The organism is Acinetobacter sp. YH12137, assembly GCF_013418535.1.
GTDB lineage: Bacteria > Pseudomonadota > Gammaproteobacteria > Pseudomonadales > Moraxellaceae > Acinetobacter.
The window spans coordinates 1-16,932 of the sequence record NZ_VPBW01000048.1 but is presented as its reverse complement, the minus strand read 5'-3'; the positions used below and the strand labels follow the sequence as shown (position 1 = coordinate 16,932).

Genomic DNA, 16,932 nt, shown 5'->3' with positions numbered 1-16,932 from the left:
GAAAAATCTAAAAGGTATGTTTTACCGAAAAAAAGAAGTAGAAACTACCCACGAGTTGTGAAAGGGAAACCACAGAAATACCCAAAAAAATGCCAGTCAATCTCTTAACTGACTGGCATTACTCCAGATGGGGTGCTTTTTTATTTTTAATAATTGCACTGCCTCAAATAACCGAATCAGATACACAGAGTCTTACTTTTATCTAAAGATCGCTTTCTATACAATCGAATAAAACCTAGACAGCTTTTAAGCTTCACAAGAATTACATCCAGGACGATTAAAATGAGTAAAGACAATATCCGAGAACATTCTGCTCCCGTCTATGAAGGCATCGAAAATGCACCGGCCCGATCCATGATGCGTGCCGCCGGTTTTCAGGATGAAGACTTTACTCGTCCGTTTATCGGGATCGCGTCGACCTGGGCCAATGTGACCCCTTGCAATATGCATATTGATGGCCTGGCACGTACAGTCGAGCAGGGCGTGAATGCTGCTGGTGGTAAGGGCATTATCTTCAATACCATCACTATTTCCGACGGGATCTCCAACGGAACTGAGGGGATGAAATACTCCTTGCTGTCGCGTGAAATTATTGCCGATTCGATTGAAGCGGTGGTCGGTTGTCAGGCCTATGATGGCGTGATTGCCATTGGCGGTTGTGACAAAAACATGCCGGGCTGCATCATGGGCTTGGCACGTTTAAACCGTCCAGGTCTGTTTATTTATGGTGGCACCATCAAGCCGGGTGAAGGGCATACCGACATGATTTCGGTATTTGAAGCGGTGGGTCAGCATGCCAAAGGCGAAATTAATGCGATTCAGGTGAAACATATTGAAGAAGTGTCTTTGCCAGGGCCGGGTTCTTGTGGGGGGATGTATACCGCCAATTCTATGGCCTCTGCGATTGAAGCTCTCGGCATGAGCCTGCCAGGCTCATCCGCACAGGAAGCGGTGTCTGAAGACAAGCAGATTGACTGTGCCCGTGCTGGTGAAGCAGTGATGAATCTACTGCGTCTGGATATCAAGCCACGTGACATCATGACCAAAGCGGCTTTTGAAAATTCAATTAAAGTATTGATTGCATTGGGTGGATCAACCAATGGAGTGCTGCATCTGTTAGCCATGGCGCATACAGCGGGTGTTGAGCTGAGCCTAGATGACTTTGTACGAATTGGTAAAGAAATTCCTGTAGTCGCCGATGTCCGTCCATCCGGTAAATATCTAATGTCGGAACTGATTGCCATTGGTGGGATCCAGCCATTGATGAAACGCATGCTGGATGCTGGCATGCTAGATGGTTCCTGCCTGACTGTGACCGGAAAAACACTGGCAGAAAACCTGGCAGATGTAGAAGATTATCCTGAAGACCAGCAGATTATTTTGCCATTCGACCAACCTGTGAAAAAAGACTCGCATCTGATCATTATGAAAGGCAACCTGTCACCGAATGGGGCTGTGGCCAAAATTACCGGTAAAGAAGGTCTATATTTCAAAGGACCGGCCCGCGTGTTTGAAGGCGAACAGGGTGCGATGCGCGGGATTCTGGATGGCGAAGTTCAGCCAGGTGAGGTAGTCGTGATTCGCGGTGTAGGTCCTAAAGGTGGACCGGGCATGCCGGAAATGCTAAAACCGACTTCTGCTATTATTGGTAAAGGTCTGGGGGATTCAGTTGCACTGATTACTGATGGCCGTTTCTCAGGCGGAAGTCATGGTTTTGTGATTGGTCATGTCACACCGGAAGCCTATGAGGGTGGCCCGATTGGTCTGGTGCAAAATGGCGATGAAATTTCCATTAATGCGGAAACCCGTGAAATGACCTGGCATATTTCGGATGAAGAGCTTGCTGCACGTCAGGCGGCCTGGGTGAAACCGAAACCGAATTACACTCACGGGGCACTGGCGAAATTCGCCAAACTGACCTCTGGGGCGGAGACCGGGGCCGTGACTGACCTAAATCTTGAAATCTAAAGTCCTAGAAAACATTGAACATTTGTTGCTGACTTGATATAAGTTTTGCACAAGACTTATATCAGGTCATAAACATCCTCATAATAGGATGTTGAATAAAACGATCCTGCTGGCAAGGGCTGGCATGACAAAATCTTTTCGAGGCACCTCTCATGTCCCTGCTACGCCGTTGGTTTGATCCAATCCGATCGAGTTGGTTTTACCAGAAACCAGTTCGTCAAACGGTGTTATCTATTGAAGATGGCTTGAGCATCCATTTAAGACTGGATGATGTTTATAGTTATCTGGCGGTACAACAGTTACCGCAACTGGAAGAAATTCTCAGTCCGGAACTGAAGCCACTCAAAGTCATCATTTCAGATCAGCGGGCTGAACCGCCTAATCAAATGTCTTTTGATGAATGGCAGCACTATTGCCTGAATGATGCCAAAATTTTATCTAAACAGCATCGTTTCAGTTTTCATGAGACCCCAGAATTACCGACAGCTGAAGCCTTAAAGCAGGCAGAAACCATCCTGAGAAATACACCATTACGCGGACAGGATTTTCTGTATTTGCTAGAAGATGTATTCCATATGCTCTGGCAAAAACAGAACGGAAAATTACGCACCTTATATGCGATGGCCAGCCGTCATCATGCGCCGCAGAATTTTCCGGAACGAATTTTTGAGCATAATCCGATTCTGGCCAGCTATTTCCAGTTTGGCGGACGCCAGTATCAGGCGGTAGATGACTTGTTACGTCTGACCCGTCGCCTGAAACAGCAGAGATTACTGACCGGCAATCCGATTTTCCTGATCAATCATATTGAATGGCGCGAGCATCTGATCAGTGATGCGGAAGAGCTGAATGAAATCCAGTCCATGGACCCGGAGCTAGACCTGTATATCGCTCTGGAAGATCCGATTTCCTGGTTATTGCTAGCCTATATTAAGGAAGAGTTGGCTGATTTTTATAATATCCAGTTGAATGTCTATCCGCTGTCTTATCAGGGACGGGACTGGTTTGACTGGAGTCTGGCGACGCGCTTATCCAAGCGGACTGAAGTCAAATTTACCCCATTCTGCCGGCCAACCGAGCAGGCTGTAATGCCGATGGCGCAATTGTTTTATAGCTGTCCGGAAGAGCAACGGATTGAAGCCATGTATCAGATTCTGGAAGCGGTCTGGACTCGTGGTTATGATCTGTCTTATGCAGCGCATTTCAAGCGTATGCAGCAGGAACTGAATATTACTGAACTGACCCAGGAAGATGTTCTGGCCAAGTTGCAGGAAAATGACACCTTATGTGAAATGAAGTCCCAGCCGAATTTACCGGTGCTGGAACTGCGTATTGATGGGCAAAGTTATACATTTAATAGCTTATATCGTGTCTGGATGATTGAAAGTATTTTCAGTAATGTGTTAGAAGAAAAGTATAAGAGTGATAACTAAACTGAAAGTGACTGAATAAACATGGAAAAAATCAAAGCTGAATCATTACAACATGCACGTCAACAGATCGATGCCATTGATACAGCTTTAGTTGAGCTGATCGCTGCGCGTCAATTTTATGTTGATCAAACCACCCGTTTTAAAAAAACTGAAACTGATCTGCAATCACCGGAGCGTATGGAGCAGATTGTGGAAAATGTCAAAGCCTTGGCACAACAGCAGGGCGTGGATCAGGCCTTCATTGAGCATTTGTACCGGGAAATGTTCCAGTATTTCATTCAGCGTGAACTGAAAGAGTTCCGTCCTTAAACGACTTTTAAATCCGATTTTTGCTGATGAATCTGATGAGTTTCAGCACATCCATCTGAAGCCTCAATATTTACTTGAGGCTTCCTTCTTAAAACCCTGATTTTACTCTATTCGCGATTTCTATAGCATGAGCTTAAGTCAATTTAGGGTCATCAGATGACTGCTTTTGTTATTGCTATTTTTGCTTTGGCTGGTCTGATTAAAGGCACCATTGGATTAGGTTTGCCTGCGGTGTCCATGGGTTTGCTGACCATATTTATGAGTCCATTTCAGGCAGCAACTTTACTGATAGTACCTTCGATGCTGACCAATTTCTGGCAACTTTTTGCCGAAGGTCATGTACTGAAGCTGATTCGCCGTTTCTGGCTGTTGCTAGCAGGCATTATCGTGGGTTCAGTCTGGAGTATTTTCCCGACTTTAGGTCATTCTGAATTTCATAGTGAAGCTTTATTGGGCGGGATGCTTGCTCTATATGGCCTATATGGTTTATTGGCGAAACGGATGCCAGATTTAAGCCAGCATGAAAAGTGGCTTTCTCCGATTATGGGATATCTCGGGGGGGCCTTGACCGTGGCAACTGGGGTAGTGGTAATTCCAGTGGTGCCTTATTTGCAAACCCTGCATTTAAAACGTGATGATCTGGTTCAGGCCTTAGGGTTGGTATTTACCACCTCGACGGTGTGTTTGGCAATTTTCCTGCACCAAAACCCGGTGGAAGATATGCCGATTGATTATGCCATGTCGGCCATTGCACTGATTCCGGCCTTGATCGGGATGTGGTTCGGCAAAAAAATCCGTTCCCGTATACCTGAACAGAAATTCCGGACAGTATTTTTTATCGGCCTGATCGCCTTAGGCAGCTATATGATGCTACATCAATTCGGCTGGATTTAATTCAGGATTTTTTGTACATCCGCAGAAATGAGGAACTGGCTAAAGTGCTGATAGGCCGTGCTCAGTTCATCAAAGTTCTTCGCAGCTAACAATAACTTGCGGTTGGCCCAATCTCCTGTCAGCTGGATTTGCTGAAATGCATAGAGCTTCGACAAACGTTGTGCAGCACGTTTTGGCATGATCGCGATACCTACACCATTGGCCACAACTTGGGCAATGGCGGCAAAATTTGGTAAGCGTAAGCGGTATTGAATTTCACAGTTCAGCAAGCGAGCCTGGGTTTCAATCGACTGCTGCAAAGAGTGATATTGCATCAGACCAACAAAGGGATAACTCAGACAGTCTGCTAATGTTAATGCCTGATTAGCTGCCAGATCATGCTGTTCAGGGCAGATCAGCACCAAAGGATCATCTGAAAACTCCAGAGTCTGTAATTGAGGGGCAGAAAAAAAACTGGAAATAAGTCCTAGCTTGGCAGTACCACTCACTAAAGCCGCAATGATGTCCTTGCTCTCTGCTTCTTTGAGGTCGATCTGGATATTTGGGTTATTCACCAGATACTGGGGCAATAATAGGGGAAGGTACTCACTTTGTGCTGAAGAGTTACACCATAAGCTGATATTGGAATGGAGTCCTTCACTAAAACCGGCCATGGCTTGAGACAACTGTTGTCCCTGTTGCAACAGGGCTTGGGCATGCTCAGCAAAGACCTGTCCCGCAAAAGTCATTTTCACCCCGCCAGAATGGCGGCTGAACAGACTGACCTGATATTGCTGTTCCAGCTTTTTAATCCGCTCACTGGCTGCCTGTAAGGAAATGGCAGAGCGTTCAGCACCTTTGGTCAGACTACCTGTGTCGACTATATTGAGAAAAAGACGTAAATCAAAAAAATCCAGACGCATCGGCAGGATGCTCATATAAAAGATCAGGCCTATTTAAACAATTCTTACGATATAAAAAAAGCAGCCTGGAGGCTGCTTGAAAATTTAAGTCTTCGAATTATTTTTTATCGACCAGGCTAAAGAACCAGTTCAGGAATAACGCAGCAAAGGTCGCTGTACCAATTCCACCTAGGTTAAAGTTACCGAAGGTCAGGGCAAAGTCACCCGTACCCAGAATAATCGTTACTGCTGCCACCATCAGGTTTTTGTTCTGTGAAAAATCGACTTTATTTTCGATCCAGATTTTCGCACCGGCAATAGTAATCAGACCAAAGACCACAATTGAGGCGCCGGTTAAAATCGCTGTTGGAATGGTATGAATAATCGCACCAAATTTCGGCGATAAACCGAGGAATACTGCAAATACACCGGCAACAGCAAAGATAATCGTCGAGTAAACCCGGGTAACGGCCATCACACCAATATTTTCACCATAGGTAGTCATACCCGGTGCGCCCACACCACCTGCCAAGGTAGTTGCAATACCGTCCGCCACAAAGGCTTTACCGATATGCGGATCCAGATTTTCACCGGTCATGGCACCTACGGCTTTAATATGTCCCAGGTTTTCTGCAATCAGAATCAAGGCAATAGGCGCAATGATCAGCATGGCATTGGTATCAAATACAGGTGCATGGAAGCTCGGAACACCAAACCAGCCAGCTTGCTGAATGGGCGCAAAATCAATCGCAGTACCATAGCCCATCACATTACTTAAAATGTAGTAAATGAAGTAAGCCAGCAATAAACCGATCAAGAGCAATAGACGCTGTACCAGACCTTTGGTAAACACCGCAATAGAACCCATACACAGTACGGTCACCAGTGACATCCACATATTAAAGGTATTGCCCATGACGTTTTTCACAGTCACAGGGGCCAGGTTCAGACCGATAATCATTACCACCGCACCGGTCACCACCGGCGGCATCAATTTTTCAATCCAGCGGGTTCCCGTTGCCATGACCAGAACACCCATCAAGGCATAAAGCACACCACATGCAATAATCCCGCCAGCGGCGACACCAATATTTGGATTCAGTCCGCCAGCACCTGCATAACCGGTTGCCGCAATTACCACCCCAATGAACGCAAAGCTTGAACCCAGATAACTTGGTACACGACCACCCGTGATCAGGAAGAACAGGATGGTACAAATCCCCGACATTAAAATGGCCAGATTGGGATCAAAACCCATTAGAAATGGCGCCAGTACCGTCGCACCGAACATGGCAAAGGCATGTTGTACCCCCAAGATCAGGGTCTGGGCAGGCGGTAAATACTCTGCGGTACCTACTGGTCGTGCATCGATACTACCCTCATAAGGGCGCCACTTGGGAAACCAATTGGACATAAAATGAGCACTCAAAAGATAAATTGTGCACATCATACTCTTGTTTTTTAGAAGATTTAATCACTGAAACAAAATTTTTGTTCAAATTAATTCTATGACTTTATTTGAGATTTTACCGTGCGGTAAAAGTTTTTTAAATCAAAACTAAAGTTAAATCAGTGGATTAATTCCCGGACAATTCATATTCAACATCTATAAGTAATTTTAATTTGATATATAAATAAAGCTTTTTTTGGCTATTGACTGATCAATAAAAAAGCACATCGTGTAGATGTGCTTTAAATGGAAGAGAAAAAAATCAACCGGTATTTCGTAAACCGGCGGCAATGCCGGCAATACTCACCATTAGGGCATGATCGACTGGCGTGTGTTCAGCCTGCTGCTGTTCCAGATATAATCGACGACGTTTCATCAGTTCGGCTTGCAGTAAATGGAGCGGTAACAGATAAGGTTTACGCACCGTCATGGACTGGTCCAAGACACCATTACTGCTCAGCAGTTTTGATTCATCTTTTAAAGTGAGTAGGGTCTGGATGGCATCTTGCAAGCGTTGACGCAGTTCCGTGCCGAGCTCTTTCAGGTCTTCATCCTGAGTCAGATGTGATTCGTAATAGAGCGCGACATTGCTGTCTGCTTTGGACAGCACCATTTCCAGCATATCAATTAAGGTCTGGAAATAAGGCCATTCGGTTAGCATTTCATCCAGAATTGTACGTTGCCCTTGATCCAGTACCTCATTTAATGCGGCACCGGTACCCAGCCAAGCCGGTAACATCAGACGGATTTGGGTCCAGGCGAATACCCATGGAATGGCACGCAAGGATTCAATCCCGCCGCTGACCTTACGTTTGGCAGGACGTGAACCAAGCGGCAACATTTGTAATTCCAGTTCTGGGGTCACGGTACGCAGGTATTTTACGAAATGCGGATTTTCACGTACCGTCTGACGATAGACTTGTACTGACAGATCCGTCATTTTATGCATCAGATCACGCCATTCCGGTTTCGGTTCAGGTGGCGGTAATAAAGTCGCTTCCAGCGTCGCCGCTGTATAAATTTCCAGATTTTGTAGTGCGATTTCTTCCAGACCGAATTTAAAGCGAATCATTTCACCTTGTTCAGTCACCCGAATGGCCCCTGAAATAGAGCCTGGTGGTTGCGAGAACAAGGCTTGCTGGGTGGGTGCACCGCCGCGGCTGATCGAACCGCCACGGCCATGGAACAAGGTCAACTGGATATCATGCTGTTTAGCAACTGCGGTCAGTTCTTCCTGCGCACGGTACTGTGCCCAGTTGGCTGACATAAAGCCGGCATCTTTGGCCGAATCCGAATAACCAATCATGACTTCATGCTTACCCTGAATATGCTGTTTGTACCAATGCATATTAAAGAGTGTCGACATGGTGTCAGCAGCGCCGTCGAGATCTTTTAAGGTTTCAAATAAAGGTACTACCCGTAAAGGCTGTTTAATCCCGGCTTCTTTTTGCAGCAGCAAGACAGCCAGCACATCACTTGGGTATTCGGCCATGGAAATAATATAGGCACCCAGAGATTCACTTGGCTGTTCAGCCAGCGTGTGCATAGTGGTAAACACTTCCTGCACATCCGGATGTTCAATCAGGCTACCCGCTGGTTCATTCAGGTGTTTAGGTAGTAGAGGCCGTTTACTTTGCAGTTCCTGCAACAGGAAGTTTTGACGGGCCTGTTCAGTCCAAGTTTCGAAATTACCCAGACCCAGATATTCAGTAATGGCTGAAATGGCCTGACGATGACGACCAGATTCCTGACGGATATCCAGTTTGAGGAGTTCAATTCCGAAACAGTTCACCCGGTAAATCAGGTCCAGCAGACTGCTATTGGCAAGTTCTGCCAGATTGCACGCCATCAATGAGCGATAACAGGTCAGTAACGGTTTTAATAACTCATCTTTACTTTTAATGACCCGACTATCATCCGCATCTTTGCCATGCAGTTTTTCAGCCAGCCAAGCACGGGTAATTTTTAGACGTTCACGTATATCGCGTAAATATTCACGGTACGGTTCAGGATGTTGGTGGCCTAACGCCTGTGTAATTTCATCACTGCATTGCTGAATAGAAAGTTCCCAGCGCAGGTTTTCAATATCACGCAAATACAGGTCGGCTGCTTTCCAGCGCGACAACCACAATACTTCCTGGGTCACATTATGCGTCACATTCGGATTGCCATCCCGGTCGCCACCCATCCAGGAAGCGAAACGTACCGGAGCAACATCTAGCGGCAAAGTCTGGCCACATTGTTCCTCAACCATGCCGTTCAGTTCACGGATGAATTTGGGTACAGCATTCCAGAGGGTTTGTTCAATTGTCGTAAAGCCCCATTTGGCTTCATCCACCGGGGTTGGACGATGCTGACGGATTTCATCAGTTTGCCAGGCAGAACTGATGAGCTGTTTTAAGTCAGCCAAAACTGCCTGACGTTCACGCGGGGTTAGCTTCTGCTGGTCGAATTTGGACAGGGCATTATTGATGCCATCATATTTCTGGATCAGGGTGCGTCGGCTGACTTCTGTTGGATGTGCGGTCAGCACCAGTTCAATCTTTAATTCACAGATTTGCTGATATAAGGTTTCTGCAGAAATTTCTTGCTGTTTGAATTTTTCAAATAAAGGAACCAGAGGATTTGGAGATTCTGTGCTTTCCTCAAATTCGCTTTGACGGCGACGACGTACCACATGGTACTGTTCGGCAATATTGGCAAAGTTTAAGAAATGGGTGAAGGCACGGGTTAATGGCAGGATTTCATGATCTTCTAAAGTCAGGAATAATTGTTCCAGCTGTTTTTCTGCTTCAACCTGTCCATCGCGAGCACCTTTCGATAAGGCCCGAATTTGCTCGACCTGATTAAACAAATCTTGCCCCGCATGTAACTTCAGGGTTTCTCCCAGCAAATTACCCAGTAAACGTACGTCTTCGCGTAGAGGTACATCAATCTGTTGAACCATTTTTTATATCCCTCCGATTCTTCCTTTGACTATACCCCGACTGCATGACAATCCAAGTCTTTTGCAGACAAAAGTTGAATATCATTTGTTGCTAATTGGATGAATTTTAGTCCTTACGCTGTTGCAAGGATCAGGCCAGATAGAAGAAATTTAACGGGAAATTGCATATTTCAGCATAAAGATCTCGATGGCCTGCTGAATGATCTGATGGCGTTGCTGCATGTCAGGTAACGGGCTTAAATCCAGTAAGACTTTGTGATGTCGCATACCTAACAGTAAGGACACCATCAGTTCGGTCTGATGCTGCGGATCATCAGTCTGGATAAATTGATGTTGCTGCGCCTGCTCAAAGAAATCATGCCAGGCCTGATTCAGCTTGATATGTGAGGCTGTATAAAAACGTTCCGCCAACGGATTTTTTTCATAGGCCAGTTGCATGATGAGCAGGTCCAGTTTGAGAGCTTCCGGCAGATTGGCAATATTGAATGAGCGCAGACAGATCTGATACAGCTCCTGCTGAAAATCACTATCAGGCTGCAGAACTTTAGGAGATTCTTGCAGAATTGCCTCACAGGTTTCTTCAACCGCACAGCTAAACAGCGTGGCCTTATCCTGAAAATGATTGTAGACAGTGAGTTTGGTCACCCCGGCTTCCAGCGCAATCTGGTTCATGCTGGAACCATGATAACCATGCTGTAAAAACAGCTGTTTCGCTGCGTTCAGAATACGCTGGCGTTTCTCCAGATCCTTGGGCCGTCCAACCGGTATTTGCACAATTTCATCCAAAAAAATTCAATATGGTCATTGTTTTAACTGCAGAATCCTAATTAGTGTACCGGGTGGTATATTAATTAAAAAATAAGCAATTTATATATCTACCTATTTTGCCCTAAAAATGATGATTAGATAAGAGCGAACAATAATGATCACGATACAGAGCGCACTGGCTGGCATGATCGTCCTATGCAGTATGGCTTTCTCAGGATGTAGCAAGGACAGCGCTGCAGCAGAACAGGAAGTTCCATTTGTCATGGTGACCACACCGAAAACTTCACATCAGGAATTGAAAAGCTATGCCGGTGATGTCCAGGCACGTCAGCAAACAGCACTGGCGTTCCGGGTAGGCGGGCAGGTCACCCAGCGTTTTGTCGATGTGGGCGATCAGGTAAAAGTGGGGCAGGTCTTGGCGACCCTAGATGTGAAAGATGCTCAACTTCAATTAAATGCAGCACGTGCCCAGCTGGAAAGTGCTCAATCGGCCAGTAAAATTGCTCAGGATGAATTACAGCGTTTCAAGCAGCTGTTACCCACCAATGCCGTGAGCCGTTCGCAATATGATGCGATTGAAAACCAATATAAGGCAGCCGCGTCAAATCTGAAACAGGCCCAGTCTAATTATGATACGGCTAAAAATCAGACTGCTTATAACCAGCTCATTGCCAATAAAAGTGGGGTAATTACTGCACGTAATATCGAAATTGGTCAGGTCGTTGCAGCAGGGCAGGCGGCCTTTGAACTGGCGATAGCCGGTGAGCGTGAAGTCGTGATTGGGGTTCCTGAACAGGCGATTTCCGAAATTAAAACCGGTCAGCCGGCCTGGGTCACGTTATGGTCCAAACCGAATGAAAAATTCGCCGCCTTTGTTCGTGAGATTTCACCTGCAGCAGATCAATCGCGTACCTTCCGGGTGAAAGTGGCTTTACGCGAAGGTAATAGCCAGATCCAGCTCGGTCAGAGTGCCCGGGTGTTCTTCCAGAACAGTCAGGACAATATCCTTAGCGTTCCTTTATCCAGCGTTTCAGCGACCGATCAGCAGGCCTATGTAATGGTAGTCAAGCCGGATCATACCATCCGCAAAGTGCCGGTGCAGCTGGGTGCTTATGGCCGTGATTCTGTACCAGTTCTCAGTGGGTTAAAGGCTGATGATTATGTGGTAATTGGTGGAGTGCATCTGCTGCGTGACCAGCAAAAAATCAATCCGATTGACCGTGAAAACCGTAGTGTGAAAATTCAGGCAGGGAGTTAAACATGAACTTTAACCTGTCTGAATGGGCCTTAAAGAATAAAGGTCTGGTACTGTATTTCATGATCCTGCTCGGTTTGGTGGGCATCGTATCCTATTCCAAACTGTCACAAAGTGAGGATCCGCCGTTTACCTTTAAGGTGATGGTAATCCAGACCTACTGGCCGGGTGCCAGTGCTAAAGAAGTATCCTTACAGGTTACCGACCGGATTGAAAAAGAGTTGATGACTACCGGACAGTATGACCGGATCATGGCCTATTCCCGTCCGGGGGAATCCATGGTGACTTTTATTGCCAAGGATTCCTTGGCTTCCAAGGATGTCTCAGATGTCTGGTATAACGTCCGTAAGAAAATCAATGATATTCGCCATGAATTGCCGCAAGGCGTACAAGGTCCATTCTTTAATGATGAGTTTGGCGATACCTTTGGCAACATCTATGTCATCAAGGGCAATGACTTCGATTATGCGACGCTTAAAGAATATGCCGACCGTTTACAGTTACAGTTGCAACGGGTCAAGGATGTCGCCAAAGTTGAACTGATCGGTCTGCAGGACCAGAAAATCTGGATCGAAATCTCCAACACCAAAGCTACCCAACTGGGTATTCCGGTGACTGCCATTCAGCAGGCACTGCAGCAGCAAAATGCCATGACTCAGGCGGGCTTTTTTGAAACCGGTTCTGACCGGATTCAGGTGCGGGTCAGTGGTGCGCTGAATAATGTCGAAGAACTGCAGCAATTACCTTTACTAGTGAATGGCAAGACCATCCAGCTTAGCGATGTAGCGGAGGTTTATCGTGGCTTTACTGATCCAGCACAACCGCGTATGCGCTTTATGGGCGAAAATGGCATCGGTATTGCCGTATCGATGCGTAAAGGCGGTGACATTATTGCCTTGGGTAAAAATCTGGAACAGGAATTTGCCCGTTTGCAGAAAACTTTGCCTTTAGGAATGGATCTGCAAAAAGTTTCAGATCAGCCGGTAGCAGTGAAACGCAGTATTAATGAATTTATGAAAGTTCTGGCCGAGGCCGTGATTATTGTTCTCTTGGTGAGTTTTTTCTCACTCGGGTTCCGTACTGGTTTGGTGGTGGCTTTCTCGATTCCGTTAGTATTGGCGATGACCTTTGCCGGGATGCAACTGTTTGATGTTGGCCTGCATAAGATTTCTCTGGGTGCCCTGATTCTGGCACTTGGCCTTCTGGTCGATGACGCGATCATTGCCATAGAAATGATGGCAATCAAAATGGAGCAAGGCTTTAGCCGCTTACAGGCGGCCGGTCATGCCTGGCGGACGACTGCTTTTCCAATGCTGACCGGAACCCTGATTACTGCTGCCGGTTTCCTGCCGATTGCGACAGCAGCATCCAGTACCGGGGAATATACCCGCTCGATTTTCCAGGTGGTGACGCTGGCACTGTTGGTGTCCTGGATTGCCGCAGTTCTGTTTGTACCTTATCTGGGTGATAAACTCCTGCCAGATTTTAACAAGGATCTGGTGCAAAGAGCGCCATGGTATCAACGTCTCTGGGCGCGTTTACGCAAACGCCCTGAACCGGATCCGCTGGTGCATCATGCCGGTGAACATCATGATCCTTATCAAACCAAGTTCTATCAGGGCTTTCGCCGTTGGGTGAATATCTGTGTCACCTACCGTAAAACGGTCATTGCGGCGACTGTCGGGATTTTTGTGCTATCCATTTTGATGTTTAATCTGGTGCCAAAACAATTCTTCCCGCCATCGAATCGTGCCGAAATTCTGGTAGATCTGAAACTGGAAGAGGGCGCTTCATTAAAAGCGACTGAAGCGGCAGTGAAAAAAGTTGAAAACTTCCTGTCCAAACAGGAGGGGATTGATAACTATGTGGTCTATGTCGGTACCGGCTCACCGCGTTTCTATTTGCCATTAGACCAGCAATTGCCGCAAGCCAGCTTTGCCCAGTTTGTGGTATTGGCTTCATCACTTGAAGACCGCAATGAAATCCGTAAATCTTTAAGTGACCAGATTCGGGTGCTGTTACCAGAAGCTCGTACCCGAGTGTCTCTACTGGAAAATGGCCCACCCGTTGGCTATCCATTACAGTTCCGCGTATCGGGTGAAGACTTGGGATTAGTCCGCCAATGGGCACAGAAAGTTGCAGCAACGGTCGGAGACAATCCGAATACCACCAATGTGCATCTGGACTGGGGTGAACCAAGTAAAGTGATTAAGCTGGATATTGATCAGGACCGCGCCCGTCAGTTGGGAGTAAGCAGTAGCGATTTGGCGAATTTCCTGAATAGCTCAATTTCTGGAACTGCGATTGATCAGTACCGTGAGAAACGTGAGCTGATTGAAATCCGCTTACGGGGTGATCAGGCTGAACGTGTCGATGTCGGTTCACTGAGTAGTCTGGCAGTACCGACTACGAATGGGAGTTCAGTTCCTCTGGCCCAGATTGCCAAGATCGAATACAGCTTTGAAGAAGGCCTGATCTGGCATCGGAATCGCTTGCCGACCATTACGGTACGGGCTGATATCCGGACGCAACTGCAACCGGCAACCGTGGTCAACGAGCTGAAAGATCAGTTGGCACAGCTCAGATCAGAAATGCCAAGTGGCTATTTAATAGAGGTAGGCGGGACAGTTGAAGAATCTGCGCGAGGGCAGAACTCAGTGAATGCGGGTATGCCATTATTTTTAGCGGTGGTGATGACTTTATTGATGATCCAGCTTAGAAGTATTTCACGTGCCTTTATTGTCTTCCTGACGGCGCCATTGGGCATTATTGGCGTGGTCTTATTCCTGTTAATTTTCAATAAACCTTTTGGCTTTGTGGCCATGCTGGGTACGATTGCTTTGTCAGGAATGATCATGCGTAACTCGTTGATTCTCATTGACCAGATTGAACAGGATATTCAGGCCGGTGAGTCGCAATGGAATGCCATTATCAATGCCACAGTGCGCCGTTGCCGTCCGATTGTCCTGACTGCACTGGCTGCCGTTCTGGCCATGATTCCTTTATCCAGAAGCATTTTTTTCGGGCCAATGGCGGTTGCCATTATGGGAGGATTGATCGTGGCAACGCTATTAACGCTGTTTTTCCTGCCAGCCTTATATGCACAATGGTTTAAAGTGAAAAAAAGTTTAAATTCTGTTTAAATTTGTCATAATTTCAGGTGCGAAATATTGAAAATTTCAATATAGTAGTACCTGATTTTTTAATAATTCAAAAAAGACATACTGCTGCGGAACTCGCTTGTGCTGGGCCGCACACTAAGGTTGACTAAACATGACTCAAGACACACTCACCAAGATGCGACGCTCCGTGGCGATGGCTTATGTCTTCATGTTTTTTGCTTTGTTTACAGTGGTGAGCGGCATATTCGCCTACTGGTATGCACGTAAGGTGACCCAGATTGATTATGCCGAAGTCTGGTTACAGGCACAGGCACTCTGGATCATGCGTAATATTGTAATTTATTCAGTACTCGCGATTTTTGCAGCGCTCTGGTTCATTCCACTATTTTTCTTCGCCTGGGATAGCCAGCTTTGGGTGAAAGCCTGCACAGTCGCAGGTGTAGTATTCAGCTTTATTGCCATTATTTTCCTCATTAATGCCTGGTTCAAAGGCATCTTCAAATTTTCTCAAAACAAAGCCGTATTCTAAGCTTTCAATTTTTTTTTCAGAATTCCCCTTGTAAAGCTGGGTTTAACCCCAATTTTAGACCACAGTCAATATTAAATAGAATTCCGTGAGGAGCATCGCCAGACATGGCTAAACGTGATTATTATGAGGTTTTGGGCGTCTCTAAAACCGCTAGTGATGATGAAATTAAAAAAGCCTACCGTAAGTTGGCGATGAAATATCATCCAGACCGTAACCCGGACAATCCTGAAGCTGAAGAGAAGTTTAAAGAAGCTTCAGAAGCGTATGAAGTTCTGTCAGACAGCGAAAAACGCAGCATGTACGACCGTATGGGCCATCAAGCCTTTGAAGGTGGTATGGGCGGTGGTGCTGGCGGCTTCGGTGGTTTCAGTGCGGAAGATATTTTCAGCCAGTTTGGGGATATTTTCGGTGGAGCCTTTGGTGGGGGGGGCCGTGGCCAGCAACGTCAACGCCGTGGTTCAGACTTACGCTATGTGATGGAATTGACGCTTGAAGAAGCAGTCAAAGGCGTTAAGAAAACCATTACTTTTACTGCACCAGCGCCATGTGACGCCTGTGATGGTAAAGGTTCTAAAAATCCGAACGATGTTGAAACCTGTCCAACCTGTCATGGTGCCGGCCAGGTACGTATGCAGCAAGGTTTCTTCTCGGTACAGCAAACCTGTAGTACCTGTCGTGGCCAGGGCAAGATCATCAAGAATCCATGTAATAAATGTCATGGTTCAGGTGTATCTGACCGTCAGCAAACTTTGGAAGTTACTATTCCAGCCGGTGTGGACAATGGCGACCGCGTACGTTTGACTGGTAAAGGTGAAGCGATTCGTGATGGCCAATCAGGTGATCTATACGTTGAAGTCGTGGTACGTGAACACGAAATCTTCCAGCGTGACGGTGCAGATCTGTATATGGATGTGCCAATTTCAATTGCGGATGCAGCTTTGGGTAAAGAAGTTCAGATTCCGACATTAGATGGTCGTGTCAGCCTGAAAATTCCTGAAGGTACGCAAACCGGTAAACTGTTCCGCCTACGTGGTAAGGGCGTGAAACCAGTACGTTCAACCATGCAAGGTGATCTGCTTTGCCGTGTTGTTGTAGAAACACCAGTGAACCTGACTGCACGTCAACGTGAACTGTTGAAAGAGTTGCAAGCGACCATGGAAGATGAGGGCAGCCAGTCTTCTCCAAAGAAAAAATCTTTCTTTGATCGGTTGTTTGACTGATCTGGATAGATAAAAAAGGACGCTCAGGCGCACTGCTGTCCCATAGTTTGCTTTAAATAAAAAAACCTGAGTCCTAACAGTTAAAATATGAGTGCAAACAAACACTTTAACGACCAGGATTCAGGTTTTGTCACATCAGAATACCGTATTTCATGA

At 46.3% G+C, this 16,932-nt stretch carries 12 protein-coding genes; 8 read left to right on the top strand and 4 right to left on the bottom strand.

The window, feature by feature from the left end:
• Nucleotides 1-282: 282 nt before the first annotated feature.
• From ilvD to FTU72_RS14880, 4 genes are all read left to right on the top strand, one after another.
• Nucleotides 283-1,968 carry a dihydroxy-acid dehydratase gene (gene ilvD, locus FTU72_RS14895; protein ID WP_180053062.1) on the top strand — a complete coding sequence of 562 codons (1,686 nt, stop codon included), beginning with the start codon at nucleotides 283-285 and terminating at the stop codon, nucleotides 1,966-1,968.
• Between the two features lie 152 nt (nucleotides 1,969-2,120).
• On the top strand, nucleotides 2,121-3,401 hold the full coding sequence (locus FTU72_RS14890; protein ID WP_180018125.1) for a hypothetical protein: 1,281 nt from the start codon (nucleotides 2,121-2,123) through the stop codon (nucleotides 3,399-3,401).
• A 21-nt stretch (nucleotides 3,402-3,422) separates the two neighbouring features.
• The gene (locus tag FTU72_RS14885) at nucleotides 3,423-3,710 is read left to right on the top strand and encodes a chorismate mutase (protein WP_004780403.1); all 288 of its coding nucleotides are present in this window, start codon (nucleotides 3,423-3,425) and stop codon (nucleotides 3,708-3,710) included.
• A 156-nt stretch (nucleotides 3,711-3,866) separates the two neighbouring features.
• Nucleotides 3,867-4,604 carry a sulfite exporter TauE/SafE family protein gene (locus FTU72_RS14880; protein ID WP_180053063.1) on the top strand — a complete coding sequence of 246 codons (738 nt, stop codon included), beginning with the start codon at nucleotides 3,867-3,869 and terminating at the stop codon, nucleotides 4,602-4,604.
• Here FTU72_RS14880 and FTU72_RS14875 read toward each other — a convergent pair.
• The 4 genes from FTU72_RS14875 to FTU72_RS14860 form a co-directional block, all read right to left on the bottom strand.
• Nucleotides 4,601-5,506, bottom strand: a complete 906-nt coding sequence (locus tag FTU72_RS14875; RefSeq protein WP_180053067.1) for a LysR family transcriptional regulator — start codon at nucleotides 5,504-5,506, stop codon at nucleotides 4,601-4,603. The genes FTU72_RS14880 and FTU72_RS14875 overlap by 4 nt on opposite strands.
• Before the next feature lie 97 nt (nucleotides 5,507-5,603).
• A complete protein-coding gene (locus tag FTU72_RS14870; protein ID WP_005233183.1) occupies nucleotides 5,604-6,899 on the bottom strand; it encodes a solute carrier family 23 protein in 1,296 nt (431 codons plus the stop codon).
• Between the two features lie 298 nt (nucleotides 6,900-7,197).
• The gene (ppc, locus tag FTU72_RS14865; RefSeq protein WP_180053064.1) at nucleotides 7,198-9,882 is read right to left on the bottom strand and encodes a phosphoenolpyruvate carboxylase; all 2,685 of its coding nucleotides are present in this window, start codon (nucleotides 9,880-9,882) and stop codon (nucleotides 7,198-7,200) included.
• Nucleotides 9,883-10,032: 150 nt separating this feature from the next.
• Nucleotides 10,033-10,656, bottom strand: a complete 624-nt coding sequence (locus FTU72_RS14860) for a TetR/AcrR family transcriptional regulator (RefSeq protein ID WP_180012127.1) — start codon at nucleotides 10,654-10,656, stop codon at nucleotides 10,033-10,035.
• Nucleotides 10,657-10,804: 148 nt separating this feature from the next.
• Here FTU72_RS14860 and FTU72_RS14855 point away from each other — a divergent pair, with 148 nt between their 5' ends.
• The 4 genes from FTU72_RS14855 (at nucleotide 10,805) to dnaJ (ending at nucleotide 16,776) form a co-directional block, all read left to right on the top strand.
• Nucleotides 10,805-11,908, top strand: a complete 1,104-nt coding sequence (locus tag FTU72_RS14855; protein ID WP_180053065.1) for an efflux RND transporter periplasmic adaptor subunit — start codon at nucleotides 10,805-10,807, stop codon at nucleotides 11,906-11,908.
• A 2-nt stretch (nucleotides 11,909-11,910) separates the two neighbouring features.
• Entirely contained in the window at nucleotides 11,911-15,048 is a 3,138-nt protein-coding gene (locus FTU72_RS14850) for an efflux RND transporter permease subunit (RefSeq protein ID WP_180053066.1), read from the top strand.
• Nucleotides 15,049-15,178: 130 nt separating this feature from the next.
• Nucleotides 15,179-15,556, top strand: coding sequence for a hypothetical protein (locus FTU72_RS14845; protein WP_104426832.1), 378 nt, complete (start codon nucleotides 15,179-15,181; stop codon nucleotides 15,554-15,556).
• 104 nt (nucleotides 15,557-15,660) lie between these two features.
• On the top strand, nucleotides 15,661-16,776 hold the full coding sequence (dnaJ, locus tag FTU72_RS14840) for a molecular chaperone DnaJ (RefSeq protein WP_034703346.1): 1,116 nt from the start codon (nucleotides 15,661-15,663) through the stop codon (nucleotides 16,774-16,776).
• Nucleotides 16,777-16,932: the final 156 nt, after the last annotated feature.